Raw genomic sequence first — 26,318 nt, forward strand, 5'->3', positions numbered from 1 at the left:
GGTGTATAGGTCAGGCGCTCAGGATAGCCTCGGCTACCTCCCGGCCTGAGGCAATAGCCGCGTTGAGGGAAGGGTAGGCCGTATGGTCGCCGCAACGGTAGAGGGTGTCGTGCAGTTTCAGGGGCTGGCGAGCTGGCTGACCGGCCGCGTACACTGGTAGCGCTTGCGGAATTACATAGGTGCGCAGATGCTGCCACTGGGATGCCGCCGGACCAAACCAGGCTGCCAGCTCCTGCCGCAACCGGGCCGTCAGTTCCTCTTCCGATAAGCCATGCTCGCCGTGGGTGCTGACGGAAACCAACTGCTGGCCGGCCGGTGCATAAGCCGAAGACACATCCGACGAGAAAGCCACATTATGAGCCAGCGCATCCGGGGCCGCATTCAAGCGCAGTAGCTTATCGGGGCGGGCCGCAGGGGCAGGAGCCGCGAAATAGGTGCAGGTAGTTTGGCGCCACTGCGGGGGTAGGGGTTCTGAGGCAGGTGGCAGCAAGTGGGCGGCCGTGGTACCATCGGTGGCTACTACCACTGTAGCGGCAGCTAGTATCTCCCCGGTAGTCAGCTCAACTTCCAGTTCCCGGATAGCTGACACGGGCGTATTCAGGCGAATGGAACCCTGCGGCAGGCGCGCGGCCAACTGTTCCGGAATTTGCTGCATGCCCAAAGCCGGTATGGCTACCTCTCCCTCCACAAAGTGCTTGAACACGAACTCAAAGAAGTTAGCCGCCGTGCTCAGGCTGCGGTCGAGGTACACGCCTCCGAAAAAGGGGCGAAAGAAGTTGTCGATGATTTGCTCGCTCCAGCCGTACTGCCGCAGAAAAGTGGCTGTGTCTAACTGATTGGTGCTGTTGCGGCTGAGGAGCTGTCCGCTGGTGAAGCCCCGAACGTGCTGAGCCAAACTAGCGATGCGCAGCTTATCGGGCAGGGTGCCCACCCGCGAGGTAAGCGCCGAGAAGGCAGCAGTGGGTTGCTGCAGTGGGTTCACGAGGGTTGTCTGCTGCCCGTTGGGTAGGCGGATAACGGCCCCCGAGCGGAAGGTCTGCAGTTGCAGCGCCCCATAGTCAATGAGGTGCTGTACCTCGGGGTATTTGGTTTGGAGCACCTGAAAGCCCCGGTCGAGGCGGAAGCCCTCCGCCGTCACATCGGTCCGGACGCGGCCGCCCACGGCATCAGCGGCTTCCAGCACTAACACCAATCGGCCGGCCCGGTGCAGGTAGCAGGCGCAGGCGAGGCCCGCCATGCCGGCCCCGATGATAACAACAGGCAATTCAGAAGTAGTAGCGGCAGTAGTCATACCCTGCCCAAACTCCAAAACCTGCCCCAAGGTTGGGCTCACGAGCTGAGCCGCCTCTAGTATAGGCAATATCAGGGGCGGCTTAGCTACTGCTTGGTCGTTGGCGGACAGGTAGGGCGCTGCACGAATTGCTCCGCTTGGCTATAGGTGTCCAGATCGGTGATGTAAATGCGCGACTGATCGTAGTAATACTGCCAAGTAGGACGGGAGTTGCCAGCTTTAAACTTGCCTTTGCTGAAGGTTTCTTCTCCCAAAACCTTCTGATTGGCGGTGGTTTCCTGTACCCGCCACCGACCGTCGGGTAGGCCGTTTACCACGGCTCCTCCTACCCGCAGGCCACTATCAACGCGGTACCAGGTGCCTTGGCCGTTTTGCACCAGCTGCTGTCCGTCTTCGGCCCAAAAATCCTGAATGAGCAAGGTGTTTCCAGCGCCGAAGCTGAGAATCTGACGCTTCTGACCCGACGGATACCAGTACGCCCAGTTGCCCACGGCTTTTCCGCCCCGGTAATACGCCCGAACAGCCAGCTCCCCATTTGGGTGATATACCTCAAAAGTGCCATCCTTCAGCCCGTTCCGGTAGGTGCCAACCAGAGCGAGTTGAGCGTTATGCATCCAGAAGTCGCGCACGTATCCGAAGAAATTGCCGGTGCTGTCGAGGCGAGCGTGACGCCGGATAGCCGCGCAACCGGGCGGACACAGGTCGTAGTCGGCGTTATAGAACAGAGCCAGACTATCGGACCCCAATATCCGGAACGGCTGATTTACACTAACCCGCCGTGTCGCCACCTGAGTTTTCACGGAGTCGGGCCGCTGAGCGAGGGTAGGCAAGCTTACCAGGAGAAATAATGCACCAGTGAGCAGGAAAACCAGGTTTCGGGAATACATAGAGGGTAGGCATAGAATAACAACGAGGCTCTGCAGCCGGCGGGGGTACGCGGGCTAGTAGTAGCTTCTAGGCTAGAAAAGGGGCTTGCGCTTTTTCATCACCTTTCGGGTTTTCATAGTGTAGAACTCGGCCACTCCCTGACGCTTGAGGCTGGCGCGCCATACGCCCATGCTCTGCCCCAGCCGGTAGCCGGTAGCCTGGTCCTGCGGATATTGCTTCTGAATCAGGGCGTAATCAGCGGCCGGAATATCCTTGCCTACCTCGCCGTGGCAGCGCAAGCACAGCGCATCGGAAAGCACTACCGGGCGCTGGTAGGTGAACTCCTCGGTACTCGGGCGGGCTACCCGGTGGGTAGTATCGGTGTGGTTGAGGTTGGCAGCGGAGAGAGCCGCGCGGTTGCGGGGGCTGCGGGGGCGGGCACTTACCCAACTCAAGGAAGCGTGCAGCACTTTCGCCAATGAATCGGTGGTGGGTAGGGCGGCAGGACGGCAGTAAGGTAAGGCCGCTGCTACGCCCCCTTCCGCCAGCTTAGCAGCCAGCACTTGGCGCAGTTCCCGCTCCGCCGTGCGAGTAAGTGAGTCGCCGGCCCAGCGGGTGGCCCGGAGCAAGTCTTTGGGCATGATGCGCTTCACCTGCCAGTTCTCGGCTTCAATAGCTAGCTCCTTGGTATTGCTCAGGTGCTCTACCTGATCAGAGTTACAGGCCGAAAGCGGTAGCAGGAACAAGGCGGTACGGAGGAGGAAACGCATGGTAAGGCAGCTTTAAGAACAGCGGAACTGACGCAAAGGGACGGACTTCTGCCCATTCAACCAAAAGATACCACCGGATGATTTAAGTGGCCCCGGTTCCCGCTGATTCTATTGCCAAAGGCTAGGCTGTTGTCAGGAGGTAGGCGCGCAGGGCCTCGTACTCCGGCTCCAGCAGCATGTTGCGTTTTGGTCGTTGCATCAGCTCCTGTAACTCGGTAGGTACCGGCACGGGCTGACCAGTAGCTGGCTCCACGGCAGCCGGAAACTTAACCGGGTGGGCTGTTTCCAGGAAAAGCCCGGTAGTTTCGGGGTGCTGACGGAGGTAGTCTTCAAGAGCAAAGAAAGCTACGGCGCCGTGGGGGTCCAGCAGGTAGCCGGTTTGCGTGTGCACCCGCCGAATAGTAGCGCTGGTTTCGGTGTCCGAAACAGAATAGCCTGTCAAGAGCTCCCGAATCACTGGATGCTCGTGGCGGAATAGCTCTAGAATACGCCCGAAGTTGCTGGGGTCGCCTACATCCATGGCGTTGGAGAGGGTAGGCACAGCCGGCTGGGCGGCATACTGGCCCGAGGCGAGGTAGGCGGGTACGGCAGCGTTGGCGTTGCAGGCGGCTATGAAATGCGCCACCGGCAGCCCCGAAACGTTAGCCAACAGCCCAGCGCATAGGTTGCCGAAGTTGCCACTGGGTACGGCCACTACCGGCGGCTGACCTGTGCTGGCCAGGGTTTGGGCTACGCCGTAGCAGTAGTACACTTGCTGCGGGAGCCAGCGCGCTACATTGATGGAATTGGCTGAAGTAAGCCGCAGCCGGGCCATTAGCTCCGCATCCCGGAAAGCCTGTTTTACCAGCCGTTGGCAATCATCGAAGTTGCCGCTGACCTCCAACGCCTTAATGTTCTGGCCCAGTGCCGTAAGCTGCTGCTCCTGCACCGGGCTGACGCGCCCGGAGGGGTAGAGAATAACCACTTCAACGCCCGGAACGCCTAAAAAGCCACTTGCTACGGCCCCGCCCGTATCGCCGGAGGTGGCTACCAGTACCGTTACAGGCCGGGTTTCGTGTCGGGAGAAGTAGCCCAGGCAGCGACTCATAAAGCGGGCGCCTACATCCTTGAACGCTAGGGTCGGGCCATGAAACAGCTCCAGCGCATTGATGCGCTCCGTCACCTGAACCACCGGAAACGGGAAGCTCACGGTTTCAGCGCAAATGCGCTGGAGTTCCGCCTCCGGAATGGTGCTGCCTACATAAGGCTGTAGTACGGTAAATGCTACTTCAGCCGCTTCCAACCGGGGCAACTGTTCCACAAAACCAGCCGGAAACTGCGGAATGGTTTCGGGGAAATACAAGCCTCCGTCCGGGGCCTGTCCGGCTACCGTAGCGGCCCGAAAATCAACGACATCTGATTGGCGGCTGAGGCTATAGTAACGCATAGGGGGTAGGAGGTGAGGGGTAGCGGAGGCTTTAAGAAACAGGCAGGGGTAGCGAAAAGAACGTGACTCAGAGCTGAAAGCGCAGCAACCCCTGTAGTGAGATGGGCGCTGACAGAATGATCATGTCGGGCTGGTCGAGGCCTTGCGCTTGCTCCTCCTGTTCATCGAGAAAGCTCGCGTGCTGACGTTGCCAAACTACCTCAACGATTCAAGCGAGATGTTCCGGTAAGTTCAGCATGACGGCTCATGAGTTGACTGTGTACCTCATACACCCTGAGGGGCTTCTGTCAGGATTTGGCAACCTGTTGAGCTAATGGTAGTCACGTAAGTGTGGTAGTCCAGGCTGAGGCGCTGGTAGGTAGCGTGCATCACGTTTTCCACGGCGCGGGCGGTGGCTTCATCCTGGCTTAGCATAAACAGGGAGGGCCCCGAGCCCGAAATGCCACCACCCAGAGCTCCGGCCACGCGGCTACCGTCCTTCACCTCCTGAAACCCAGGAATAAGAATACTGCGCACGGGCTCCACAATTACATCTTCTAAAGAGCGGGCAATCAGAGCATAATCGTGCTGAAGCAGCCCGGCCACCAGCCCGCCTACGTTGCCCCATTGCCGGATGGCGTCGCGTAGGGGTACTTCCTGCTTGAGAATTTTGCGGGCATCGGCGGTCTTAACTTCAATCTGGGGGTGCACCACCGTCACGAATAGGGGCGGAGCATCCAGCGGTACAATATCAGGGGCCGGAATGGTCGCCCGAATCAGAGTGACACCCCCGTAAATGGCCGGCGCTATATTGTCGGCATGCCGGACGCCGGAAGCCACTTCCTCGCCGTACATGGCATAAATCACCAGATCCGGCTTACTGAATCGGTTGTCCAGCAACGTATTCAGGCCTACTACGGCTCCGGCGGCGCTGGCCGCGCTGCTGCCAATACCACTGCCCGGCATAATGGTTTTGCGGATGCGCACTTCTACCCCAACCTCCTCGGGCACCGCCCGCAGCATGGCCAGCAATGCCGCCCCAGCCACGTTGCGCGAAGGTTCGGTGGGTAGGTCGAAGTCATCTTCATGAATAAGCACTACACCCGGTTGCTCGGTCAGGCGTAGTTGCATCACGTCGTGGGGCTCCGCCAGGGCAAACCCCAGCACATCAAATCCGCATACTACATTGGCAACGGTGGCGGGGGCCAGTACCGTGATGGGTTCAAAGGAAAAAGGCATGTAGCAGAAGTAAAGATGGAACGCAAAGCCTTGGTTTTGCGCATCATGAGGGCAAGCGTTACCGCAACGCGTGCTTCAGTAACGAGGCATGGACCGGCAATGGTTACGACTGCACGGCCCGGAGCACATCGGCAAAGACCCCAGAGGCTGTTACCTCGGCGCCCGCGCCAGCACCCTTAATAACCAGCGGCTGCTCCACGTAGCGGTTGGTGTAGAACAGCACGGCGTTATCCTTGCCTTGCAGGGAGTATAGGTCGTGGGAGGGGGGTAGGGCCTGCAGCCCTACCTGGGCCTTTCCATCCACGAAGCTGGCCACAAACCGAAGCTTTTCGCCGTTGGCTGCGGCGGCGTCATACAGGGCGCGGAAGTGTGGCTCGTGCACCGTCAGCTGCTCGTAAAAGGCCGGTACGTCGCCTTCCAGGCAGGAGGGGGGTAGGAAGGAGATGTTCTCGACGTCGTTCATTTCTAGGGCGTGGCCGGCTTCCCGGGCCAGAATCAGGATTTTGCGGGCCACGTCTACGCCGGTTAGGTCGAGGCGCGGGTCGGGTTCGGTGTAGCCTTCGGCCTGGGCCTGGCGCACTACCTCCGCAAACGGCCGCGACCCATCGTAGTTATTAAACACGAAGTTCAGCGTGCCCGACAGTACAGCTTCCATACGCCGCACCTCGTCGCCGCTGCGCAGCAAATCGCCCAGCGTACCAATGACGGGCAGGCCTGCGCCGACGTTGGTTTCAAACAAAAACTGTGTGTTGAACTCCTGGGCCAGTGCTTTAAGCTGAGCATAGTTCTCGTATTCTGAGGAGGCAGCAACCTTATTGCAGGCTACTACCCCCACACTGCGGGCCAATAGATCAGCATACACCTGCGCTACGTCGGCGCTGGCCGTCACATCCACAAACACCGTGTTGCGCAGGTTCAGCGCCAAAAGCTGTTGCGTTAGAGCCGCCAGGTCAAGCGCGGGACCGGCTGCCAGGGCGGGTTGCCAGTTCGCGAGGTTTATGCCTTCCTCATCGAGCACAAATTGCCGGCTGTTTGCTAAGCCTACCACCCGTAGGTTCAGGCGCAGCTTCTCGCGCAGCCAGGGCTGTTGCCGGGCCAGTTGTTCCAGCAGCTTGCCGCCCACATTGCCTACCCCGGCTATTACCACGTTCACTTGCCGGGTAGTGGCCTCGAAGAACGTTTCGTGCAGTACGTTAATGGCTTTGCGCACATCCTGCTGCCGAATAACTGTGGAAATGTTCTTCTCCGACGAGCCCTGAGCAATGGCCCTGATGTTTACCCCATTCTGCCCTAGCGCCCCAAATAGTCGCCCACTAATGCCAGGGTGGTTTTTCATCTGCTCGCCTACCAGCGCCACAATGGCCAGCTCATCTTCGCAGTACAGTGGGTCGAGGCGGCCGGCTGCTATTTCCGAAGTAAACTCTGCGTCGGCAGCTTGGCGGGCGCGGAGTGCCTCGGCCGCACTCACCGCCACGGAAATGGAGTGCTCTGATGAGCTTTGAGTAATGAGAATCACGTTGACTTGTTCCTGAGCCAAGGCCGCAAATAGCCGCCGCGAGAAGCCCGGAATGCCTACCATGCCGCTACCCTCTAACCGTAGCAATGCCACCGGCCCGATGCTGGAAATGCCCCGCACGATGGCGTGGTTGGCGGGCGGCGCTACTTCCACCAGCGTACCGGCGTCTTCGGGCACGAATGTATTTTTGATCCAGAGCGGAATGCCTTGACGCATGACCGGCTGAATAGTAGGCGGATACAGCACCTTGGCCCCAAAGTGCGACAACTCCATGGCCTCCTGGTAGCTGATGCGCGAAATGGGCCGGGCGGCGCGCACCAGGCGTGGGTCGGCAGTCATCATACCGCTTACATCCGTCCAGATTTCCAGCCGACTGGCTCCCAATGCCCCCGCGAAAATGGCGGCCGTATAGTCGGAGCCCCCGCGGCCTAGCGTGGTAGTGCTGCCATCTGGCGCCGCGGCTACAAAGCCCGGCGCCACGTACAGGGCCACCTCGGCACCGTTCACAGCGGCTTGTATCTGGGGGTTGGTGGTAGCAAAGTCCACGGCGGCATGACCGTAGCGGGCATTCGTTCGGATCAGTTGGCGGCTGTCGAGCCACTGATGGGCCGTGCCCTGAGCCGCCAGTCCCGCCGCTACCACCCCCGACGAAAGCAACTCCCCGTAGCTCACCAGCCGGTCGAGGGTGCGCGCCGACAGCTCGCCGAGGGCAAACACGCCGTTACAAATGCTTTCTAGCTCATTGCAGTGAGCCTTCACAAAGCTCAGTAAACTACTCTGGCCCGTGAGGGGTAGCAACTCCCGCACTACCGTTAGGTGGCGCTGCTCCAACTCCTGCAACTGCTCCCGGTAGCTGGCATCGGCTGCGGCTGCTAGCCGTCCGGCGCTAATCAGGGCATCCGTCACGCCACTCAGCGCCGATACCACTACCACTGTTGGCTCGTGGCGGGCGGCGGCCTGCGCCAGCTCCAGTACGCGCATAATAGTATCGGCCGAAGCCACCGACGAACCTCCGAACTTAAGAACCTGCATACCAGTCAATAACAAGACAAGAGAAAAGAACAAGAAAAAGCCCGCATCGGCCCGGTAGCTCCCGTAGGGGCTTTCCGGCGAAGCGGGCTGCGTGAGTTATGTAAGCGTAAGGAGTTCCGCAGCCCGCTTAGCGGGTTGTTGTCACGGTTGTTCCTGTCAGGGTAGCCAAGCAGGCCACCATGGGGCGGGGTGAAACAAAAAGGACTCGGCAGAGGACCATACGTGCGGGTTGAGGAGGTAAAGTAGGAATTTTTCTAAAGGCTAAGTGTTTAAGATAGAAATAATTTAATTTTTCAATCTAGAGTGCTTGGGTTGCTATGCTTGAGATACCAACACAGTATCTCCTAAAAAACGGTATAGCTGGCCAACTACTGCCGAGCAGTATTATAGCTGTAACTTGGCCTGATTGGAGGAAGCATTATTGCTTCTAATCCAAGCGGTTTAGCTCTGCTTATGGTCAGCTTCGTTTCCGTACCTTTGCACTCCCAATACAATTTCCGAAGCCAAGATGCTAGATAAACTGGAGGCCATCCAAAAGCGCTTTGAGGACGTGAGCGAGCAGCTTACCCAGCCCGAAGCCATGAGCGACATGAAACGCTTTAAGGCCCTCAACAAAGAATACAAGGACCTGAACAAAATCGTCGTGGAATACAAGGCCTACCAGAAGGTGCTGGCCGATATCGACGGCGCCAAGGAGGTAATTGCTACCGAGAAAGACGAAGATTTCCGCCAGATGGCTAAGGATGAGCTGGAAACGCTCTACCCCGAGCAGGAGCGTCTGGAGTCTGTTATTAAAGAGCTGCTGATTCCCAAAGACCCCAACGATTCCAAGGATATTATCATGGAAATCCGGGCTGGGGCTGGTGGCGACGAGGCTGCTATTTTCGCCGGCGACCTGCAGCGCATGTACATGCGCTTCGCCGAAAAGCAGGGCTGGAAAATGGAGCTGGTAGATGCCACCGAAGGCACCTCCGGGGGCTACAAGGAAATTATCCTCGCCGTGAAGGGCGAGGACGTATACGGCAAGCTTAAGTTTGAATCGGGGGTGCATCGCGTGCAGCGGGTGCCGGCCACCGAAACCCAGGGCCGCATCCATACCTCCGTAGCCTCGGTGGTGGTAATGCCCGAAGCCGAAGAGCTCGACGTAGAAATTGACATGAATGAGGTGCGTAAAGACCTCTTTATGTCATCGGGACCTGGTGGACAGTCGGTAAACACCACTTACTCGGCCGTGCGCCTGACCCACCTTCCAACCGGCATTGTGGCCCAGTGCCAGGACCAGAAGTCGCAGCTCAAAAACTTCGATAAAGCCCTGCAGGTACTACGTTCCCGCTTGTATGAAATCGAGCTGGCCAAGAAGAACGAGGCCGAAGGCGCGGCCCGCAAGAGCATGATTGGTGGCGGCGACCGGTCCGATAAAATTCGCACCTATAACTATCCTCAGGGCCGCGTAACCGACCACCGCATCGGCTACACGGTGTACAACCTGAGTGCCGTAATGGACGGTAACATTGATGACTTCGTGGAGCAGCTGCGCATTGCTGAAAGCGCTGAGCGCCTGAAGGAAGGGGTAGCGTAATCGTACTAAAGGCGTTTTTAACACGTTCGTTATGCTGAGCTCCGGACGGCCTCTCTACCTCCCTGTTACCTTCAAAGGGTAGCGAGGGGTAGGGGGCCGCCCGGAGCTCAGCATATTGTTTTATATAGGTTGTCTGCTATGCGCTTTTTACTCCCGCTGCTTCTGCTGCTTTCAGCTGCCACGGTGTTGCTACCCGGCTGCGAGCCGAAAGAAGACATCGTTACTACCGACAGCAGCGCCCGCCTGGAGTTCTCTCTCGATACGGTGAAGTTCGATACCGTCTTCGTGACGGTGGGTACGGTAAGCAAGCGTTTGTGGGTGTACAACCGCAACCCGCGGGCCGTGCGCGTGTCGGAAATCAGCCTGCAGAACCAGCCCGGCATCACCTACAGTCTGCTTATCAACGGTGATGCTGGTAGTACAGCGCGCGATGTAGAAATCAGGGGTAAGGATAGCCTGCTGGTGCTGATTCGTGCTACCGTCGACCCCACGCCCAACGACCTGAAACCTTTCCTGCTGGTAGACGACTTGCGCTTCCGCACCAACGGCAACGACCAGCAAGTGAAAGTGGTGAGCTACGGCCAGAATGCTTACTTCCACAATGGAGAAGAAATTACAGAGGATAAGATCTGGAAGTCCGATAAACCCCACGTTATCTTCAATTACGTGCGGGTAGCAGCAGGTAAGTCGCTGACTATTGAGCCAGGGGCACGAATCTACTCTCATGCGGGTGCGGCCTTGCTGGTAGCAGGGCAGCTGCTAGTGAACCCCAACTACAAGCCCACCGGCGAACTGAAGCTTGATGACCGCAACTTCGTGCGCTTTCAGGGCGACCGGCGCGAGGAGATGTATGCTAACACTCCTGGGCAGTGGGGCGGCATCTGGTTTCTGCCGGGCAGCCAGAACAACGTGGTGCGCTTCGCTGAAATCAAGAACAGCACATTCGGCCTGTTGGCCATCAATCCCAACAGCCAGCGCCCCTTCCCGAACATCACCATTGAGAATTCAACCATTCAGAATATATCGAGCGCCAAGCAGGCCATCACAAGTTCCGGGTTGACTTTTGGGCTAGAGGGCGCCGCTATTCTGGGAGTGTCAGCCGATTACACAGTCCGTAATACGCTTATCACTAACTGCGAACAGTACGCAGTTTTTGGCGTTCAGGGAGGCACGTATCAATTTGATTACTGCACCATTGCCAACTATACCATTCAGGCTAACCGGCAACGGCCTACATTTTGGCTGTCTAATGCCATTGAGGTAAATGAGGAGCCTCGCCCGCCCCTGGCACCTCGCCTGCTGATGCGCAACTCCATTGTGTGGGGAAACGACCTCAACGGTGAGGAACTAATCTTTAGAAATGGCGAACAGTACGCGGGCAATATTAGCATCAGCAACAGCGTGTTACGCACCAAAGCTTATGCAGGTAGCGGCCCATTGGCACAGAACAAGAACGGTAACATTCTGAACCCGCTGGAGGGGCCTAACTATTTGTTTCGGAGCACTTTTTACCGCAAGCGCGGCAAATCGTACGACTACCAGCTCGATACTCTCTCGCCGGCTAGCAACAAGGCCGCCGCATTGCCCAATCTCACCATTGATTTGCTGAATCGCCCCCGCCTTAGCCCGGCCGATATCGGGGCCTTCGAGCGGAAGAACCCGTAGTTAGCTCAGTGTATGCAGTTTATTCAGAAACGTTTGCGCCTGCCGGCCGTCAGCCGGGGCTTCCACCTGATTACGGATTTGTTGGTAGCCGAGCTGCCGGAGCTGGAGCAACTACAGGTCGGTACTGCCCATTTCTTCATCCAGCATACCTCTGCCAGCCTCAGCATCAACGAAAACGCGGACCCTACCGTCCGCCACGATTTCGAGCAGTTCTTTAATCGTGCGGTGCCGGAAAATGCTCCCTACTTCCGCCATACTCTGGAAGGCCCCGACGACATGCCCGCGCACATCAAAGCGAGCTTGTTGGGCCACGCCGTGAGTGTGCCCATCAGCAAGGGTGAGCTGGCGCTGGGTACCTGGCAGGGAATTTATTTGGGCGAGCATCGCAACCACGGCGGGCGACGCTGGGTGCTGGCTACCCTTATGGGGAAATAAAGCCTTTTGGCAGGCAAATGGCACAAATTGAACGGAATAAGCACTGATAATCAGTCTGCGCGCCCGAAGTTTGCGTATAGGGCAGAAAGCCCGCTTACCATGTTTGCCGCCTTACTTATCTCGTCTGCCAAAGCTGTTTCAGCCGTCTCGCTCTATGCGGCGATGTTGGGTGCATGCGGTACCGATACAGAAGGAACGGGCAAACCGACGCGCAAGGCAGCTGGGCAGCAGCCCCGCACAACGCGGCCAGCCGCAACTGCTCCAGTACCAAGCCGGGTAGTGCGTCTGACAAATGATTCGCTGGCAGGACAGCCATTTGGCGAGGAACCTACTGTATTAGAACTACTGGCCGCCGGCGGCCGGGTAGTAGGGCGTAAGCCGTTCAAAAACCTGCACGAAGCAGGACAGATTGATACTATTCTGCTGGTGCGGCACCAAGGCAACGTATTTGAGTTCTACCGGGCTCCGGAAAAAGATATGCTACGCGACGCCACCATCACCAACTTCCAGCCCGCTTACGGCCGCCGTCTACGCACCCGCCTGGAGCCTGCCTGCCGCGCCGCCGCCGCTACCACCGACAAAGTGCGCATAGGTGATACAGAGCGTACCAACTACGTTTCCGTTATCTACCAAAGTGGCAAGCTGAGCGCAGTACACGTAGAGCCTTACGTGGATTGAACAGGTCGCAGCCAAGCTATAAGCCGGCGGAGGAGCCAAGCTTCCAGTAGAAAAAGAAAAGCCAAAGGCGCTATAAATAGTTGGGTATAAGAAAACATCATCCAACTACTGGGCAGGTAGTCGGGACCTGGCAGAAAGCGTATCAGCAGCGGGAACAATAAAGTTATCATCTGTAATAGAACACAGGCCACCGCTATTACATTACTATTCCGCAGCCTCCGCAGCCAGAACAATTGTGCCAGCCCGTAGGCGACAAGGATTGATCAAAATGCCCACCAGTACGGGCCAGCAGCGCGGTTAATGAAGGCGTACTGCTCGAATTCTATCTGCGAATACCAAGCGCGGAAAATCTCGAACAGTAGAGAGCCTAGGCTATATAAAGCTGACACCGCAAACAAGCGATTCATAATAGCTTGTTCTCCTTGAAATCCTCCTGACAGCTTTCTGTTAAGGAGCATAGCTAACGGGGCCGCTAGCAGGTAAATAGTAGTATGGAAATTAGTCCAGTAATATAGTAGATCCATATATTACAGGACCCGGCTCCGAACCGCGTACCTCACCGAATCGAACAGCACTAGTTTCTGCACGCCGCTGACTTGGTAGCTGCTGATTTGCCCATTTTGGCAGCGTAGCGTCATGGTTTTGGCTGAGTACACCAACGGGTTGTCCTGGGCTACGGTGGCAGTCAGTTCCTGTACACTACCCCCTTGGCTAACTACCGTGAGCTGCTCTACGGGGTGTTCAGTGCCTGGCTGCCGGTGGTAGCTACGTCGCACTAATCCTTCAGGGGTAGTAACGGAGTCAACCTTGTATAAGCCTCGCAGGGCAGGCTTATTGATATCAGCCTGCTGAAAAATCTGCAGCTCTTTGACCCAATCGGTTTGAGCAACGCGGGTGGTTTCCTGATGACCGTCGCGGAGGACTACCTGCTTCTCTACGGCGGGCTTGCGTTGGTTTAGCAAAGCTTCCTGCTTTTCCAAGAAACTCAGCAAGTTGAAATACTCTGGTTTTCGGTTAGCTGGGTTGGTGCGCACGGTAGCATCCTCGCCAGGCTCACAGGCCGAGAGAAGTACTACCGTGCTAACCATCCAGAAAGAGCTACGCATGCGAGGTGGTTTCGGGGCGGAGCAGGCTTTGGCCGCCCATAACCTCCGGTTGGGGTAGACCCATAAGCTGCAGCACGGTAGGCGCAATATCGCCCAGCTTGCCATCAGCCAAGGCACCGCGGTAGTCGTTGGAGGCCAGAATACAAGGCACCAGGTTGGTAGTGTGAGCCGTATTGGGCGTACCATCTGGGTTAATCATCATATCGGCATTGCCGTGGTCAGCGATGATGATGCAGGCGTAGTCGGAGGCCAAAGCCGCTTCTACTACCCCCCGGGTGCACTCATCTACCGCTTCGGCCGCCTTTACCGCCGCTTCGAATACCCCCGTATGGCCTACCATATCGGTGTTGGCGAAGTTCAGTACCACGAAGTCGGCTGATTTAGCCTGCAACTCCGGCACCAGTGCATCGCGTAATTCGTAGGCGCTCATCTCGGGCTGCAAATCGTAGGTAGCCACTTTAGGCGAGGCTCGCATGATGCGCTTCTCCCCCTCAAATTCTACCTCGCGGCCTCCTGAGAAGAAGAACGTAACGTGCGGGTACTTCTCGGTTTCGGCAATGCGAATCTGGGTTTTGTGGTTCGCCGCCAGCACTTCGCCTAGGGTTTCCTCTAGGTTATCTTTCTCGAAAATGGGTGTGACACCAGTAAAGGTGGCGTCGTAGTTGGTCATGGTGAGGTAGTGCAGGCTCAGCCGACGCATCTCGAAAGCATGAAAATCCTGCTGGGTTAGAGCCTGCGTAATTTCCCGGCCCCGGTCGGTGCGGAAGTTGAAGCACAGCACTACGTCGCCTTCCTTGATAGTGGCCAGCGGCTGCCCGTCAGCGCCTACCTTTACAATCGGCTTTAGGAACTCATCGGTTACTCCTTCTTTATAGGAGTCCTGCATACTCTGAATGAGGTTCTGGGAAGGAGTGCCCTTGCCATTCACCAGCAAGTCATAGGCTATTTTCACCCGCTCCCAGCGGTTGTCGCGGTCCATGGCGTAGTAGCGGCCCACAATGGAGGCGATTTTACCGCTAGCTCCACGCTGCAGGTGCTGCTCTAAGTCGTTGACGTAGCTGACGCCGCCTTTAGGGTCAGTATCGCGGCCGTCGGTGAAGGCGTGAATGAACACGTTGTGCACGTCCGCATCGTGGGCCAGTGTGCACAGCGCTTTTAGGTGTTCAATGTGGGAGTGTACGCCGCCGTCGGAGAGCAAACCCATCAGGTGCACCGGCTTCTGGTTGAGGCGGGCGTATTCGAAGGCTTTCACCAGCGCAGGCATGCTGCCCAACTTCCGCTCCCGAATAGATTTATTGATGCGCACCAGATCTTGGTACACTACCCGGCCGGCCCCAATGTTCATATGGCCGACCTCGGAATTGCCCATTTGCCCATCGGGCAGGCCCACGGCCTCACCGGAGGCTTGCAGGCGGCTATGGGGGTAGCGCTGAAACAGTGAATCGACGAACGGCGTACGCGCCTGATCAATAGCCGATACTTCCTTATTCTGCGCCAGACCCCAGCCGTCCAGAATCACCAACAATACCTGTTTGTTCATGGCAGCAAAGATAGCCTAGATGGGCTGAAACGCCCGCATTTTCCCTAACTTGGCAGGCAGGCTTGCCTGTAAATAACCTAATTCTATAACCGGGAAGGGTTGGCATAGTTTTAGTGCAGGCCTATGATGTACTCTTTACACTAACATGAAACGCAACTTCTTTTTAGCCTTCGCCCTAGTGTGGAGCTTGTTGCTGTCGGTGGGTGCCCTGGCCCAGGGTGAAGCATTTGGGCCGGTTCGCAATGCCATCCGCAGCTCCTCCTCCCGCGACCTGGCCCAGTTCTTTGCTCCGAGCGTGGAGCTGAGCTTCGACGGCGACAAGCAGAGCTATAGTGCTACCCAGGCTGAGTTTGTGATGAAGGACTTCTTCGCCAAACACTCACCGGCATCCTTTGACTTTATCCACTACGGCGGCAGCAACGAAGGAACGCCCTATGCCGTGGGCAAATACACCGGAAAAGATGGTGCCTACCGCATGTTCGTGAAAATGAAATCGGCGGGCGGCAGTATGAAAATTGCCACCATCGACTTTACTAAGGAGAATTAACTTCTCCTTCCACTGGTTTCTCCCAGCGCCGCGCGGATTCGTCCGGGTGGCGCTTTTTTGTGCTCCAGACTTTGGTAGCCCTGCTCTTCGCTGCAGCCTCCTGATTGGCTGGCTTCGTGCTAATAGCCTACTGAATGGTTTAACTAGCGCCAGGGGGTAGGGAGTTAGGTTTTCGGTAGGGCTTGCAAGGCTGGCACACGGGGCCGGTGGCCCCAACGGCGGATTGGCAGAGCAGGGAATGGATACCCCTTACACGGCAATAGTTTCGGCTGCGCGAGGTGCCAAAGGACAAGTGGGCAAGTGGGGGCATTTTTGACTATTTTTGTCGCGTGCAGACAACCCCCTACCTCACCCCGGAAGCTCTATCTACCTTTATCCGCACGGCGCTGGCCGAAGATGTCGGCGACGGTGACCACTCGGCCCTGTCGTCCATCCCGGCTGAAGCGCGAAACCGTGCCCACCTGCTTATCAAGGATGAAGGGGTGCTGGCTGGGGTAGAGTTGGCCCGCCTCATTTTTCGAGAGGTGGATGCCGACCTGCATATTGAGCCCCGGCTGGAGGATGGTGCCCGGGTGAAGCACGGCGATATTGCTTTTACCGTGGAGGGTAGGGCCCAGAGCATCCTGACTGCTGAGCGGCTGGTGCTCAACTGCATGCAGCGGATGAGTGGCATTGCAACCCACACTGCTCGCCTGACCAGCCTGCTGGCTGGTACCAAGGCCCGCTTGCTCGATACCCGCAAGACAACGCCTAACTTCCGGATGTGCGAGAAATGGGCCGTGCTGATTGGCGGCGGCGTAAACCACCGCTACGGCCTCTTCGACATGATTATTCTCAAGGATAACCATGTGGATTATGCCGGCGGCATCCGCGAAGCCATTGAGGCTTCGCGTGCTTACCTGGCTCGCACCGGCCGGCAGTTGCCCGTTGAAATCGAAACCCGCAACCTGTCCGAAGTACAGCAAGCCCTCGATACTGGCGGCATTGACCGCATCATGCTCGACAATATGAGCCCCACCCAGCTGCGCGAGGCGGTGGCACTGGTGGCAGGGCGCTACCCCCTGGAAGCCAGTGGAGGCATCACCGAAGAAACGATTGCCGACGTAGCCGCTACTGGCGTCGATTACATTTCTGTAGGAGCACTAACCCACTCCATCCGCAGCCTCGATATGAGCCTGAAAGCGTTTTAATGAGTTGCCAGTTGGCGGTTGCCGGTTGTCAGTAGCTTCTTTACTAACAACCGGCAACCGCCAACTGGCAACTGACAACTTAACTACAATGCAACTTCCCAACCAACGCGGCGGTTACCGGCAGCAACAGCAGCAAGGCGCTTCGCCGCTGGCTATCCGCACCAAAAAGCACCAGCTCGATACCGACACCTACACCAAACTGGCTATGGCTCGGGTGTGGCGCCGGGAGTGGTGGTATGCCCTCATTCCATTTGTTATTGGCTTGCTGCCCGCTATTATCTGGCCCTCGTGGTGGTGGCTGGCCGGTGCCCTGCTCCTCACGCTGCTGTACGTGCTATTCCGTTCGGCCCAGGTAACCGGCGTGACGCAGGTGGAGCAAACTAAGCCCCTCTTTGAAAAGCTGGGCTATGAGTTCGACAACAAGCAGATTGTACTCCGGCGCAATGAAAAAGAAGGCATGCGCCTGACCTGGGACATGATTGGCGACGTAAAGCGGGAAGCCGATGGCTATTTGCTTTCCCTACGCGCCCCAGAGCTTCCCCAGGAGCTGAAAGGCTGGCGGTTATGGATGGCCAAAACCTTCGATACGCCCATCTTCCTGCAGGTACCGGACCGCATCTTCAACTCGCCCAACGACCAGAAGCTGTTCGATGCCATGCTGCGCCGTAAGAACCTGCTGCCCGGCGGGGGCACGGCCGCTGCATAATACCCGGCCTTAACTTCGGCCTTTGTTTTTTCGTCATTACTTCTTCTACAGAATACTTTTCCTTCTCATGAGCAAGCAACTCGTACTTTCCGCTCTGGCCCTGGCTACGCTAGCCCTGAACGCGTGCAGCAGCGAACCTTCGGACTGGCGCCCGGATAAAAAAGTGTCGCTGGATATGGTGGAGCCCGGCAGCCGCTCCTCCGACAACTTCGATCAGCACACCTCGGAAGCTGCTGACCAGTCGAAAGGCGGTGCCATTGAGCGCCCCATCAGCTCGGAGGTAACCCTGGATGAGCCAAATCAGCGCGACCGGGTGACGGCTGAAGAAGCCCGCACGGCTAACGCCAAGGATGCTACCCATACGGATAGCCCCGAAGCCATTAGCACCGACAAAAAGGCCACCAGCGACCAGAAGTCGGAGTCGGCTGAGCCTCAGCACTAATCTGGGTTTCTAGTTGGTATGATGACGTTTTCCTGGAAATCGGGGGTAGGAGCTGTACTCGTAAGCGCTGGTATGCTCTTGGCGGGCTGCCAAAGCAAGCCTACCGAGCAGGCTACCGCCACTGAAACTACGGCTGCTCCCGCCGACAGCACGGCTCAGCCTGTGGCTGCCGCTGCTTACATCTGCCCCATGGGCTGCGAGGGTAGCGCCAGCGACAAGCCCGGCAAGTGCCCCGTTTGCGACATGGACCTGGAGCCTAACCCTGCCGCTAAGCAAAGCACCGAGCTTTGATTTGAAAAGCAGAGAGCTCATATTTGCAACAATGTTGCAAATATGAGCTCTCTGCTTTTGTTGACCACCGTGAAAAGGGCGCTTATACGCCCTTTTTTATTGTACTCCCTACCCTTCCTTATGCCATCAGCTCCGCCCGCAGAATGGTTCAGCACTTGGTTTGACTCTCCTTACTACCACCGGTTATATCGTAACCGCAACTACGAGGAGGCGCGGTCTTTTCTGGCTCAGCTGCTGACGTATCTGCATCCCAAGCCTGGAGCGCGCTTGCTGGACCTGGCCTGCGGGAAGGGCCGCCATGCTCTCTACCTCAGCGAACAGGGCTACGACGTAACGGGGGTAGACCTCTCAGCCGCGAGCATCCGATACGCCCGGCAATTTGCCCACGAGCACCTGCACTTCCAGGTCCATGATATGCGCGAGCCGCTGTCTGTGGGGCCGTTTGACTTTGTGCTGAACCTGTTTACCAGCTTTGGCTACTTCGAGCAGGAAACGGACAACGTAGTAGCCCTGCGCAATGCAGCCGCGGCCCTGCGACCGGGAGGAAAGATGGTTATTGACTTTATGAACACTGAGTTGACGGTGCAACAGCTGGTAGCCCACGAAACCAAGCGTGTAGAAGACACCGACTTTCAGCTTTACCGACATTTCCAGCAGGGCTTTATCGTGAAGGAAATTCGTTTCCGTGATGAGCAGCAGCAAGAGCAGTATTTCGAGGAGCGGGTGCGGGCCCTGAGCCGGGAGCAGTTTGAAGAATACTTCCAGATGGCGGGCCTACGGCTGGTAGAAGTGCTGGGCGACTACCACTTGAGGCCCTTTGAAGCCGCTACCAGCCCCCGCATGATCTTCGTGCTGAAAAAATAAGAGAATGGCCCTGAGGTGGTGATGCGAGAAATAAACCCGGCGGGTTAGCAGCTGTTGTACTGCTTCGTATCACTGGGCTCCTGCCTTCCGGTGGATCATCCTCTCCTTCTGCTACCCTATTCCCCTCTTTACGCTCTATGTGGTTTGCTGTTTTTGCGTTGTTTCTGACCGTGCTGGGGGCCGGCTGGCTTACCCGCCTGGTTCCAACCGCCCGCACCACTTGGATGAAGCCTCTGCTAGCCTTTAGCGGAGCTTACCTGTTCACGCTTACCGTTACTCACCTGCTTCCCGAGGCCCTGCAGATGCTGCCCGGCCATCGGGTAGGATATTTTGTACTGGCCGGGTTCTTCGGACAAATGTTGCTGGAAGTTTTCTCGCAAGGCGTAGAGCACGGGCACGTACACCACCACACAGATCATGCTGGGCGCGTGCCCTTTTTGCTGCTGTTCTCGCTGGTGTTGCATTCCTTTCTGGAGGGTAGCATTCTGGTGAAGACGCCCGCAGCTGGCGACATAAGCCAGAATTTCTACGCCATTCTGGCGGGGGTAGCGCTGCATCATATTCCAGCCGCATTTGCCCTAATGGCAGCTTTGCTGCTGCGACTGGGCTCTTTTCGTCGGGCGTTGCCCTACCTGCTGCTATTTGCCGTAGCCGGGCCAGCAGGTATTGTGGTCAGCAACTTCGTGGTGCTGGAGCAGCTCCTGACGGGCGGCCTGTATGCCGCCTTACTGGGGCTGGTAGCCGGCAACTTCCTGCACGTTTCCACCACCATTCTCTTCGAAACCAGCCCCGACCATAGCCTCAACCTGCGCAAGCTGGTTGCAACCCTCGCCGGGCTCATGCTGGCTTTGCTGGTAGATGTGGGGTAGCAAACTTTACAACCCGGAAGCTCTGCTTATTGCTTCTGTTTTGAGTGGGTGTAAAGGGTAGTAGCAAGCAGCAAAAAGCCGTCATCCAAAGTATGTCTGATGCTTTAGCTCGAAGGTTAGGGGTAGTATAGTAACCTTGGCACATAAGCTTCTGTGGGGCGTCTGCATGAAGAACTCGGTTTGAAATGTGCTCCGATCAATAACAAAAAGGGCCCGCTCAACTGAGCGGGCCCTTTTTGTTATCTGTAACCGAAAGTTACTACTTGCGCGGAGCAGCCTTACGGACTGGGGCTTTTTTAGCCGGAGCCTTTTTAGCTGGCGCGGCGGCTTTCACCGGAGCAGCCGGAATTTCCGGAGCTGGGCCGTACTTGGTTTCGGCAGGGTTCGGGTCACCGGGCAGGTACACATCAAACTCTACGCGGCGGTTGAGGGCGCGACCAGCTTCTGTAGTGTTCGGAGCAATCGGCTTGCTTTCACCGTAGCCGTGCGACACGATGCGGTTCTCGGGAATGCCTTTGCGCAGCATGTAAGCACGAGCCGAAGCAGCACGCTCATCCGAGAGACGCAGGTTGTAGTCGTCGTTGCCCACGTTATCGGCGTGAGCCGAGATACCGAGGAAGTAATCCGGGTAGTCATTCAGGATTTGCACCAGACCGTCGAGGGTCGGGAACGAAATCGGCTTCAAGGTAGCCTTGTTGAACTCGAACTGGATGTACTTGGTGGCTTCCTGCAGGCGCTTCTTCTCCTCTACCTTCATTTCAGGGCAGCCTTTGTTTGAGGCCGGACCTGGGCGTTGCGGGCAGCGGTCCTGGTAATCAGGCACACCGTCGCCATCAGAGTCGATGGGGCAGCCGTTGGCATCAACTTTCACGCCGCCGGGGGTATCAGGGCACTTATCGTTCTGGTCGATTACTCCGTCATTATCTGAATCAGGGCAGCCTTGCAGTTCGGCTTTGCCAGGAGTATCGGGGCACTTATCGTCGCCGTCGCGTACACCGTCACCGTCCCGGTCGGGGCAGCCTTCCAGCGCGGCCAGGCCTTTCTCGGTGGGGCACTTGTCCTGGTAATCCGGAACACCGTCGCCGTCACCATCGAGGGGGCAGCCATTAGCATCCACAGCTACGCCAGCCGGCGTGCCAGGGCACTTGTCCTTGCGGTCGGGTACGCCGTCGTTGTCTTCGTCTTTTACCTTACCCAGCGCTACGTTCAGGCCCACCGTGTGCTGCAGGAACTTGTCGTCCCACGCATTGTCGTCGTGGGCAGGGTCGCCATCAATGTTGGCATTAAGCGGAATGTGCTGGCCGGTTTGGACAAACAAGTGCACGGCTTCGCCCAGGCGGAAGTCAAGACCAGCGGCCCCAAACAGGTCGAAGTAGCTCTGATCCTTGGCAATATTTTCGGTTCTGTTGTTGCGGAATAGGGTGCCTTCACGGCTGGTGTAGGTCCAGCCCGGAGCAGCCAGCAGGTAGGGGCGCAGGAACGACTCTTCTTTGAGCAGCTTGAATTTCAGACCCAGGTTCACATTCACCACGTTGGTAGCGAAGTTGCTCCCGAAGTAAGGAGCACCTGCGGGGGCAGTCTTCTTGAACTCCACATAATTGCCACTCAGCTGCAGGTCAAGGCCTTTGCTCAGATACTGGCTGATGGTGATGCCGGGCGCGTACTTGTTTTCGCTCCAGTTCCAGTAATCGGAGCCGAAGTTGCCTTTGTACTGCATGGCACTGACATTGATGCCAATAGCCGTTTTGCGGTCGGCAGTTTGTGCGTGCGAAGCCAGTGGCGCCAAAGCCCAGGCCGAAAGCCCAAGCGTAAGCACCTTGGAGATGGGGATGCGTGGAGGCATATAAACGTGAAAAAAGGTGGCAGATGGGAGTGGCACCAGGGGCCAAACTGGGACTTTATACCCGCCTTTATGGGAAAAGTTGCCCGCCTTCGTTCAACGTTGCCTTCAAATTCTGCCAAAAACGCCGTATTTCTACGTTCTGCCCAAGCTCAACAGTAGTGTAACTTTTTTTGGATCTACCGGGCTTCAATGTCGAGCAACGGGCTGGAGCCCCGCAGGAACAACTCCAGTTGCCGCACGCGGGCCCGCTGTTGAGCCAATTCTAGCTGCGCCTGTGCCAGGCGTTGGCGCAAGGCCATTACCACCTCCAGGCTGTCTTTGCTTAGACCCAACTCTTGGTGCAGGCGGGCGAGGCGGGCAATGTGCTCGGGCTCTTCGTGCAGGACCTCCGGGGCATCGGGGGCAGGATGGAGCAGGCCCAAGTCCACAAACTCCCGCACATCGTCTTCGCTCAGGCCGTACTGGGTAGCACACTGGCGGAAGGTGAGGGTGATAATATGCGTTTCCATAGCAAGAGAAGGACGGTTTCGGGATAGGAAGGCGCTAACCTTCCGGCATTAGGGGCGCAGCTCGGCTAGCTGCCGGAACAGGGTCCTCTCCTGTTCCGACAGATTCTGGGGCAGCGTCAGGGTCAGGCGCAGATACAGGTCGCCGAACTGGCCGGGCTGCCGGTACACCGGAAAGCCTTTGCCGCGCAGACGTAGCCTGGTACCGTTCTGAGTTTCGGGCTTAATGTTAATTTTCACTGGGCCCGACAGGGTTTCTACTACCTGCTCGCCGCCCAGCAAGGCTCGATAAATGCTTACGGGCACGTCCATGGTCAGGTCGTTGCCAGTGCGGGAGTAGCGGGCATCGGGCTGAATGCGGAAAGTGATGTAGAGCGAGCCGCTGGGGCCGCCGTTGCGGCCGGGTCCGCCCTGGTCGCGCAGCCGGATGGTCTGACCGTCTTCTACCCCCGGCTGAATAGTGATGCGCAGGTTTTTGCCATTGACGTTGAGCGTGCGAGGCCCGCCGTGGTAGGCTTCCTCTAAGGTCAGCTCTAGCTCCGTCTGGAAATCTTGGCCGGCGCGGGCACGAGTGCTGCTACCCCCACCCATGCCCCCAAACATCGAACTGAAGAAATCAGAGAAGCCCGCGCCCCCAAACGGATCATCGGTGCCGCTGCTGAAGCCACCACCCTGCGCGTACTGCGACCAGTCGAAGCCGCCTCCGCCTTGCCCTCCGCGTCCGCCGCCTTGCCCTCCGCGTCCGCCGCCGGCCTGCTGGTAGCGCTGCCAGTCGGCGCCCAACTGATCGTACTTCTGACGCTTCTCATCGTCGCTGAGCACTTCATGTGCTTCGTTGATTTCCTTAAAACGGCGCTCGGCTTCCGCGTCGTTGGGGTTCACATCGGGGTGATACTGGCGGGCCAGCTTGCGGTAGGCCTTCTTGATCTGGTCTTTGGTGGCCGTTTTTTCAAGGCCCAGAACCTGGTAGTAGTCTTTGTAATCCACGGGGCGAGGGGAAACGGAAAAAGAGCCCGCGGCACGCACCGGCCGAGGCTATAGGATATCTGGTAAAACGCAGCAAAACCCGGCGGGGTTACCGGGGCGGTACACCCAAATACCGGGCAGAGTCCGTATATTAAAACCAAATGACTTCACCTGCATTTCTCTTACTTCTACCCCTTTATGAAAGTCTATCGTATGCTACTGGCGGCCTTGCTTTTTTCGGGTGCCGCTACCCTCAGTGCCGAAGCTCAAACCAAACTGCCACCCCGCCGCCCCGTGCAGCCCCGCGCCAAAGCGGCCGCCCCTGCGGGCGTAACCATGAAGGACGGATTTGTGGTGAAGGAAGGCAAGGTGATGGTAACGCGCGACGCCCATACCGAACCCCTGACCACTGAGACAGCCCTCGTAAACGGTACTAAAATTATGGCCGATGGCACTGTAACCATGGCCAACGGCACTACCACTACCCTCCAAGAAGGCGATTATATGTCCTTGACCGGCCGGCTGACCACCAAGGCAATGAAAGCTGAGCAGGACAGCCTGATGCAGCTCTCGAAAAACGGCGGCAAGATGAAAATGAAAGCCAAAAAGAAGAACTAGCGGCCTGCAGGCTGCTTAGTACATCCCGATGGCGGGGCAGTGCGGCAAGTAAAGGCCGGGCTGCCCCGCTTTGCGTTACCGCCGAATGGGCTGGGTATAATCCTGGAAAATGAGGTTTACCTCGGCCTCGTCGCGGGCTTCTACAATCTCATCCATCACAAACTGAATTTCGGCTTCCGACCAGCCTTGAGTTTCGGCGGCTTTCACAAAGGCTCCGAGTTGAGCGAAACGGTCGGCCTCGACCGGAATAATCCACTGGACTTTTTTACGAATACGCATAGGTTGGCGGCAGTGAAGGGGGTAGGGGCTAGCGGGCTTTGCGAACAACTTTCAGCTCGACGGGCGCAACTCCGGCATCCACGATACCGATTTTACGAGCCGCCTTACGGGAAAGGTCGATGACGCGGCCCTTGGCGTGCGGCCCCCGGTCGGTGACTTTCACCTTTACGGAGCGGTGGTTGCGTGGATTGGTTACCCGCACGATGGTGCCAAAGGGCAACGTATTGTGCGCGGCGGTGCGCTTGCCGGCCCGGTATACGGTTCCGCTGGCTGTTTTGCGGCCCTCAAACTTATCGGCATAGTAAGAGGCCTTGCCAGATTGGGTGTAAGCGCCGGGCCCACCAGCACAAGAGGTTGCGGCCGCTGCAAGGGGTAGGAGCCAGAAGAGTTGAGAGCGGGAAAACAGAGCGGAAAGAGGCATGAAAGCGGGCAAATTAGTTGGGAGCAGTGGTAGCCCGCGGCGGAATGCGCAGGGCTAACAAACGCTGAAAGTTGCCTTGAAATACGTTAAAGTCAACAGTACCCCGGATACCGGGCACGTAGGCTTCATCGGAGTGCTGCCAGATTATCCACTTCTCACGGGGTAGGGAAGGCTGCGGCACTTCGTAGTGGGCCAGCCACAACGGGTACTTATCGAAGTGGCCGGCTAGGTGGCGTTTGTAGAAGCTGTAGTTGGAATAGAGAATGGGCCGGACGCCGTAGTGGCGTTCCACCAGCCGGAGCCAGATAGCCACCCCGCGCCGCATCTGGGCCACATCATGAAACTCGGCGTGTTCTACGTCCAGTACGGGAGGAAGGTCGCCGGGGGCCAAGGGCACGGTGCGGGTAAACAGGTCAGCTTGCTTTGCCCCATCGTAGTTGGGCTGGAAGTAGTGGTAGGCGCCGCGGTAAATACCGGCAGCCTGGGCTCCCTGCCAGTTGCGCTTAAAGCGGGCGTCGCGCAGGGTTACGCCTTCCGTGGCCTTAATAAAAGCAAAGCGCACCCGGTGCTCGGCCACCTCTTTCCAGTCGATGCGGCCTTGGTATGACGATACATCAATGCCGTGAACGGAGTAGCCGGCCAGTAGGGGTGTTTTCTCGCGGCCGGTAAGCTGATGGCTGATGAGAGAGGCGTAGGTGCGGCGAATGTAACGGTGCAACTGCCGCTGGTGGCGCCAGTAAAAAGCTAGGCCACCAACCAACAAAGCCAGCGCGGCCAAGAAAAGCGCCCGGCGCCACAACAAACGGGAGCCGGAACGAGAACGGCGGGAAACAGTCATAAAAAGTGGTGGCAGGTTGCCAAAGGTAACGCCCGGGCAAGGGTGCGTGGTGCCCACACCCGGCCGATGTACCCAAAAGACGCTGGCTTTTTCGCATTTTTACCAACACAAGTTACCTGCCCTCATGCCCGATCTGCCCAACCTCCCCGATGCCCGCGACGAATCCGGCCACCTGATCCGTGAGTTACATGGTGTTACGCTGGCACAAATTCTAGAGTATTTGGTGGCGGCTTACGGCTGGCCCGAGCTGGACCGCCGCATCCGTATCAATTGCTTTGCAGTGAATCCCAGCATCAAATCCAGCCTCACGTTTCTGCGCCGCACGCCCTGGGCACGGGCCAAGGTCGAAGAGCTCTACATCCGCACTCGTACGGCCGAAGTACTGCGGAAGAGTAGCTAAGTAATTATTCGCCCAATTATTCAGCTTACTTACTGCGCTTGCTCAACTACTTATTCTATGGCCGACGTATCGCAGAAATCAGGGCCGTTGGCCTTCCTGACCGGGGCGGGGTTGTTTGTGCTCTTTGAGATAGGCGCGTACTACCTGTTGCGTTTTGCTACTTCGGGGCTGGGTATGAGCAATCAAATGCAGCCCGAAAACACTATCGTAAGCAATTGGGTGAAGACAGTGGTGTTTCTGCTGCTGTATTTGGCTCTGGTAGTAACGGCCGTGCTGATATTGAGTAACCGCCTACCCCGCCGACACCGCGGCCAACTCATGGGCTGGTTCTACCTCTCGCTCCTGACAGGATTTCTGCTGTTGTGGCCTCTATTTGACTGAGGACAGGACATAAAAAAGCCACTACCCAGGTGGG

Annotated in this window: 28 protein-coding genes; 14 read left to right on the plus strand and 14 right to left on the minus strand. The window is 57.5% G+C overall.

From position 1 onward, the window contains the following. Positions 1-10 precede the first annotated feature (10 nt). The 6 genes from DNI29_RS00840 to thrA form a co-directional block, all read right to left on the minus strand. Entirely contained in the window at positions 11-1,360 is a 1,350-nt protein-coding gene (locus DNI29_RS00840) for a protoporphyrinogen/coproporphyrinogen oxidase (protein ID WP_238387969.1), read from the minus strand. Between the two features lie 17 nt (positions 1,361-1,377). Next, complete coding sequence (locus DNI29_RS00845) at positions 1,378-2,178, minus strand: toxin-antitoxin system YwqK family antitoxin (RefSeq protein ID WP_110976176.1); 801 nt, start codon at positions 2,176-2,178, stop codon at positions 1,378-1,380. Positions 2,179-2,250: 72 nt separating this feature from the next. Then, on the minus strand, positions 2,251-2,928 hold the full coding sequence (locus tag DNI29_RS00850; protein WP_110976177.1) for a c-type heme family protein: 678 nt from the start codon (positions 2,926-2,928) through the stop codon (positions 2,251-2,253). A 121-nt stretch (positions 2,929-3,049) separates the two neighbouring features. Further along, positions 3,050-4,354, minus strand: a complete 1,305-nt coding sequence (thrC, locus tag DNI29_RS00855; RefSeq protein ID WP_110976178.1) for a threonine synthase — start codon at positions 4,352-4,354, stop codon at positions 3,050-3,052. A gap of 264 nt (positions 4,355-4,618) precedes the next feature. Beyond that, positions 4,619-5,572 carry a homoserine kinase gene (locus DNI29_RS00860; RefSeq protein WP_110976179.1) on the minus strand — a complete coding sequence of 318 codons (954 nt, stop codon included), beginning with the start codon at positions 5,570-5,572 and terminating at the stop codon, positions 4,619-4,621. Positions 5,573-5,675: 103 nt separating this feature from the next. Continuing rightward, on the minus strand, positions 5,676-8,120 hold the full coding sequence (gene thrA, locus DNI29_RS00865; protein WP_110976180.1) for a bifunctional aspartate kinase/homoserine dehydrogenase I: 2,445 nt from the start codon (positions 8,118-8,120) through the stop codon (positions 5,676-5,678). A gap of 508 nt (positions 8,121-8,628) precedes the next feature. Here thrA and prfA point away from each other — a divergent pair. From prfA to DNI29_RS00885, 4 genes are all read left to right on the plus strand, one after another. After that, a complete protein-coding gene (gene prfA, locus DNI29_RS00870; protein WP_110976181.1) occupies positions 8,629-9,699 on the plus strand; it encodes a peptide chain release factor 1 in 1,071 nt (356 codons plus the stop codon). Between the two features lie 138 nt (positions 9,700-9,837). Next, positions 9,838-11,364 carry a right-handed parallel beta-helix repeat-containing protein gene (locus DNI29_RS00875; RefSeq protein WP_110976182.1) on the plus strand — a complete coding sequence of 509 codons (1,527 nt, stop codon included), beginning with the start codon at positions 9,838-9,840 and terminating at the stop codon, positions 11,362-11,364. Between the two features lie 12 nt (positions 11,365-11,376). Then, a complete protein-coding gene (locus tag DNI29_RS00880) occupies positions 11,377-11,799 on the plus strand; it encodes a secondary thiamine-phosphate synthase enzyme YjbQ (RefSeq protein ID WP_110976183.1) in 423 nt (140 codons plus the stop codon). A gap of 99 nt (positions 11,800-11,898) precedes the next feature. Further along, entirely contained in the window at positions 11,899-12,477 is a 579-nt protein-coding gene (locus DNI29_RS00885; RefSeq protein WP_123823018.1) for a hypothetical protein, read from the plus strand. Positions 12,478-13,004: 527 nt separating this feature from the next. Here DNI29_RS00885 and DNI29_RS00895 read toward each other — a convergent pair. Further along, on the minus strand, positions 13,005-13,583 hold the full coding sequence (locus tag DNI29_RS00895; protein WP_123823019.1) for a hypothetical protein: 579 nt from the start codon (positions 13,581-13,583) through the stop codon (positions 13,005-13,007). After that, positions 13,576-15,123 carry a 2,3-bisphosphoglycerate-independent phosphoglycerate mutase gene (gene gpmI / locus DNI29_RS00900; protein WP_110976187.1) on the minus strand — a complete coding sequence of 516 codons (1,548 nt, stop codon included), beginning with the start codon at positions 15,121-15,123 and terminating at the stop codon, positions 13,576-13,578. The genes DNI29_RS00895 and gpmI overlap by 8 nt, the downstream gene beginning before the upstream one ends. A 145-nt stretch (positions 15,124-15,268) precedes the next feature. Here gpmI and DNI29_RS00905 point away from each other — a divergent pair, with 145 nt between their 5' ends. The 7 genes from DNI29_RS00905 (at position 15,269) to DNI29_RS00935 (ending at position 20,032) form a co-directional block, all read left to right on the plus strand. Beyond that, positions 15,269-15,670, plus strand: coding sequence for a DUF4783 domain-containing protein (locus DNI29_RS00905; RefSeq protein WP_110976188.1), 402 nt, complete (start codon positions 15,269-15,271; stop codon positions 15,668-15,670). Positions 15,671-15,999: 329 nt separating this feature from the next. Beyond that, on the plus strand, positions 16,000-16,860 hold the full coding sequence (gene nadC / locus DNI29_RS00910; RefSeq protein WP_110976189.1) for a carboxylating nicotinate-nucleotide diphosphorylase: 861 nt from the start codon (positions 16,000-16,002) through the stop codon (positions 16,858-16,860). Between the two features lie 88 nt (positions 16,861-16,948). Continuing rightward, positions 16,949-17,566, plus strand: a complete 618-nt coding sequence (locus DNI29_RS00915; protein ID WP_110976190.1) for a hypothetical protein — start codon at positions 16,949-16,951, stop codon at positions 17,564-17,566. 67 nt (positions 17,567-17,633) lie between these two features. Continuing rightward, positions 17,634-18,008 carry a hypothetical protein gene (locus tag DNI29_RS00920; RefSeq protein WP_110976191.1) on the plus strand — a complete coding sequence of 125 codons (375 nt, stop codon included), beginning with the start codon at positions 17,634-17,636 and terminating at the stop codon, positions 18,006-18,008. A gap of 18 nt (positions 18,009-18,026) precedes the next feature. Continuing rightward, positions 18,027-18,299 (plus strand): heavy metal-binding domain-containing protein, encoded by a 273-nt coding sequence (locus DNI29_RS00925; RefSeq protein WP_110976192.1) that lies wholly within the window; start codon positions 18,027-18,029, stop codon positions 18,297-18,299. Between the two features lie 120 nt (positions 18,300-18,419). Continuing rightward, positions 18,420-19,163 (plus strand): SAM-dependent methyltransferase, encoded by a 744-nt coding sequence (locus DNI29_RS00930; RefSeq protein ID WP_110976193.1) that lies wholly within the window; start codon positions 18,420-18,422, stop codon positions 19,161-19,163. A 137-nt stretch (positions 19,164-19,300) separates the two neighbouring features. Next, positions 19,301-20,032, plus strand: coding sequence for a ZIP family metal transporter (locus DNI29_RS00935; RefSeq protein WP_110976194.1), 732 nt, complete (start codon positions 19,301-19,303; stop codon positions 20,030-20,032). A 259-nt stretch (positions 20,033-20,291) separates the two neighbouring features. On the opposite strand, the gene DNI29_RS25220 is transcribed toward DNI29_RS00935, so the two are convergent. The 3 genes from DNI29_RS25220 to DNI29_RS00950 form a co-directional block, all read right to left on the minus strand. Continuing rightward, a complete protein-coding gene (locus DNI29_RS25220) occupies positions 20,292-21,875 on the minus strand; it encodes an OmpA family protein (RefSeq protein ID WP_110976195.1) in 1,584 nt (527 codons plus the stop codon). A 176-nt stretch (positions 21,876-22,051) separates the two neighbouring features. Continuing rightward, positions 22,052-22,384, minus strand: coding sequence for a hypothetical protein (locus DNI29_RS00945; protein WP_110976196.1), 333 nt, complete (start codon positions 22,382-22,384; stop codon positions 22,052-22,054). 48 nt (positions 22,385-22,432) lie between these two features. Then, positions 22,433-23,368: a DnaJ C-terminal domain-containing protein gene (locus DNI29_RS00950; RefSeq protein WP_110976197.1), complete on the minus strand. Its 936-nt coding sequence runs from the start codon at positions 23,366-23,368 to the stop codon at positions 22,433-22,435. Between the two features lie 177 nt (positions 23,369-23,545). Here DNI29_RS00950 and DNI29_RS00955 point away from each other — a divergent pair, with 177 nt between their 5' ends. Beyond that, on the plus strand, positions 23,546-23,965 hold the full coding sequence (locus DNI29_RS00955; RefSeq protein WP_123823020.1) for a DUF6799 domain-containing protein: 420 nt from the start codon (positions 23,546-23,548) through the stop codon (positions 23,963-23,965). 75 nt (positions 23,966-24,040) lie between these two features. Here DNI29_RS00955 and DNI29_RS00960 read toward each other — a convergent pair whose 3' ends face one another. From DNI29_RS00960 to DNI29_RS00970, 3 genes are read right to left on the minus strand one after another with little or no spacing between them, the layout of a single operon-like run. Further along, on the minus strand, positions 24,041-24,244 hold the full coding sequence (locus DNI29_RS00960) for a hypothetical protein (RefSeq protein WP_110976199.1): 204 nt from the start codon (positions 24,242-24,244) through the stop codon (positions 24,041-24,043). A gap of 28 nt (positions 24,245-24,272) precedes the next feature. Next, positions 24,273-24,665 (minus strand): septal ring lytic transglycosylase RlpA family protein, encoded by a 393-nt coding sequence (locus DNI29_RS00965; protein ID WP_110976200.1) that lies wholly within the window; start codon positions 24,663-24,665, stop codon positions 24,273-24,275. Between the two features lie 13 nt (positions 24,666-24,678). Continuing rightward, the gene (locus DNI29_RS00970) at positions 24,679-25,503 is read right to left on the minus strand and encodes a glycoside hydrolase family 25 protein (RefSeq protein ID WP_110976201.1); all 825 of its coding nucleotides are present in this window, start codon (positions 25,501-25,503) and stop codon (positions 24,679-24,681) included. Positions 25,504-25,627: 124 nt separating this feature from the next. On the opposite strand from DNI29_RS00970, the gene DNI29_RS00975 reads away from it, so the two are divergent. Both DNI29_RS00975 and DNI29_RS00980 read left to right on the plus strand, forming a co-directional pair. Further along, complete coding sequence (locus DNI29_RS00975) at positions 25,628-25,903, plus strand: VF530 family protein (protein WP_110976202.1); 276 nt, start codon at positions 25,628-25,630, stop codon at positions 25,901-25,903. 57 nt (positions 25,904-25,960) lie between these two features. Then, on the plus strand, positions 25,961-26,284 hold the full coding sequence (locus DNI29_RS00980) for a hypothetical protein (RefSeq protein WP_110976203.1): 324 nt from the start codon (positions 25,961-25,963) through the stop codon (positions 26,282-26,284). Positions 26,285-26,318: the final 34 nt, after the last annotated feature.

Source organism: Hymenobacter sediminis, assembly GCF_003231285.1.
Classification (GTDB): Bacteria; Bacteroidota; Bacteroidia; order Cytophagales; family Hymenobacteraceae; genus Hymenobacter; species Hymenobacter sediminis.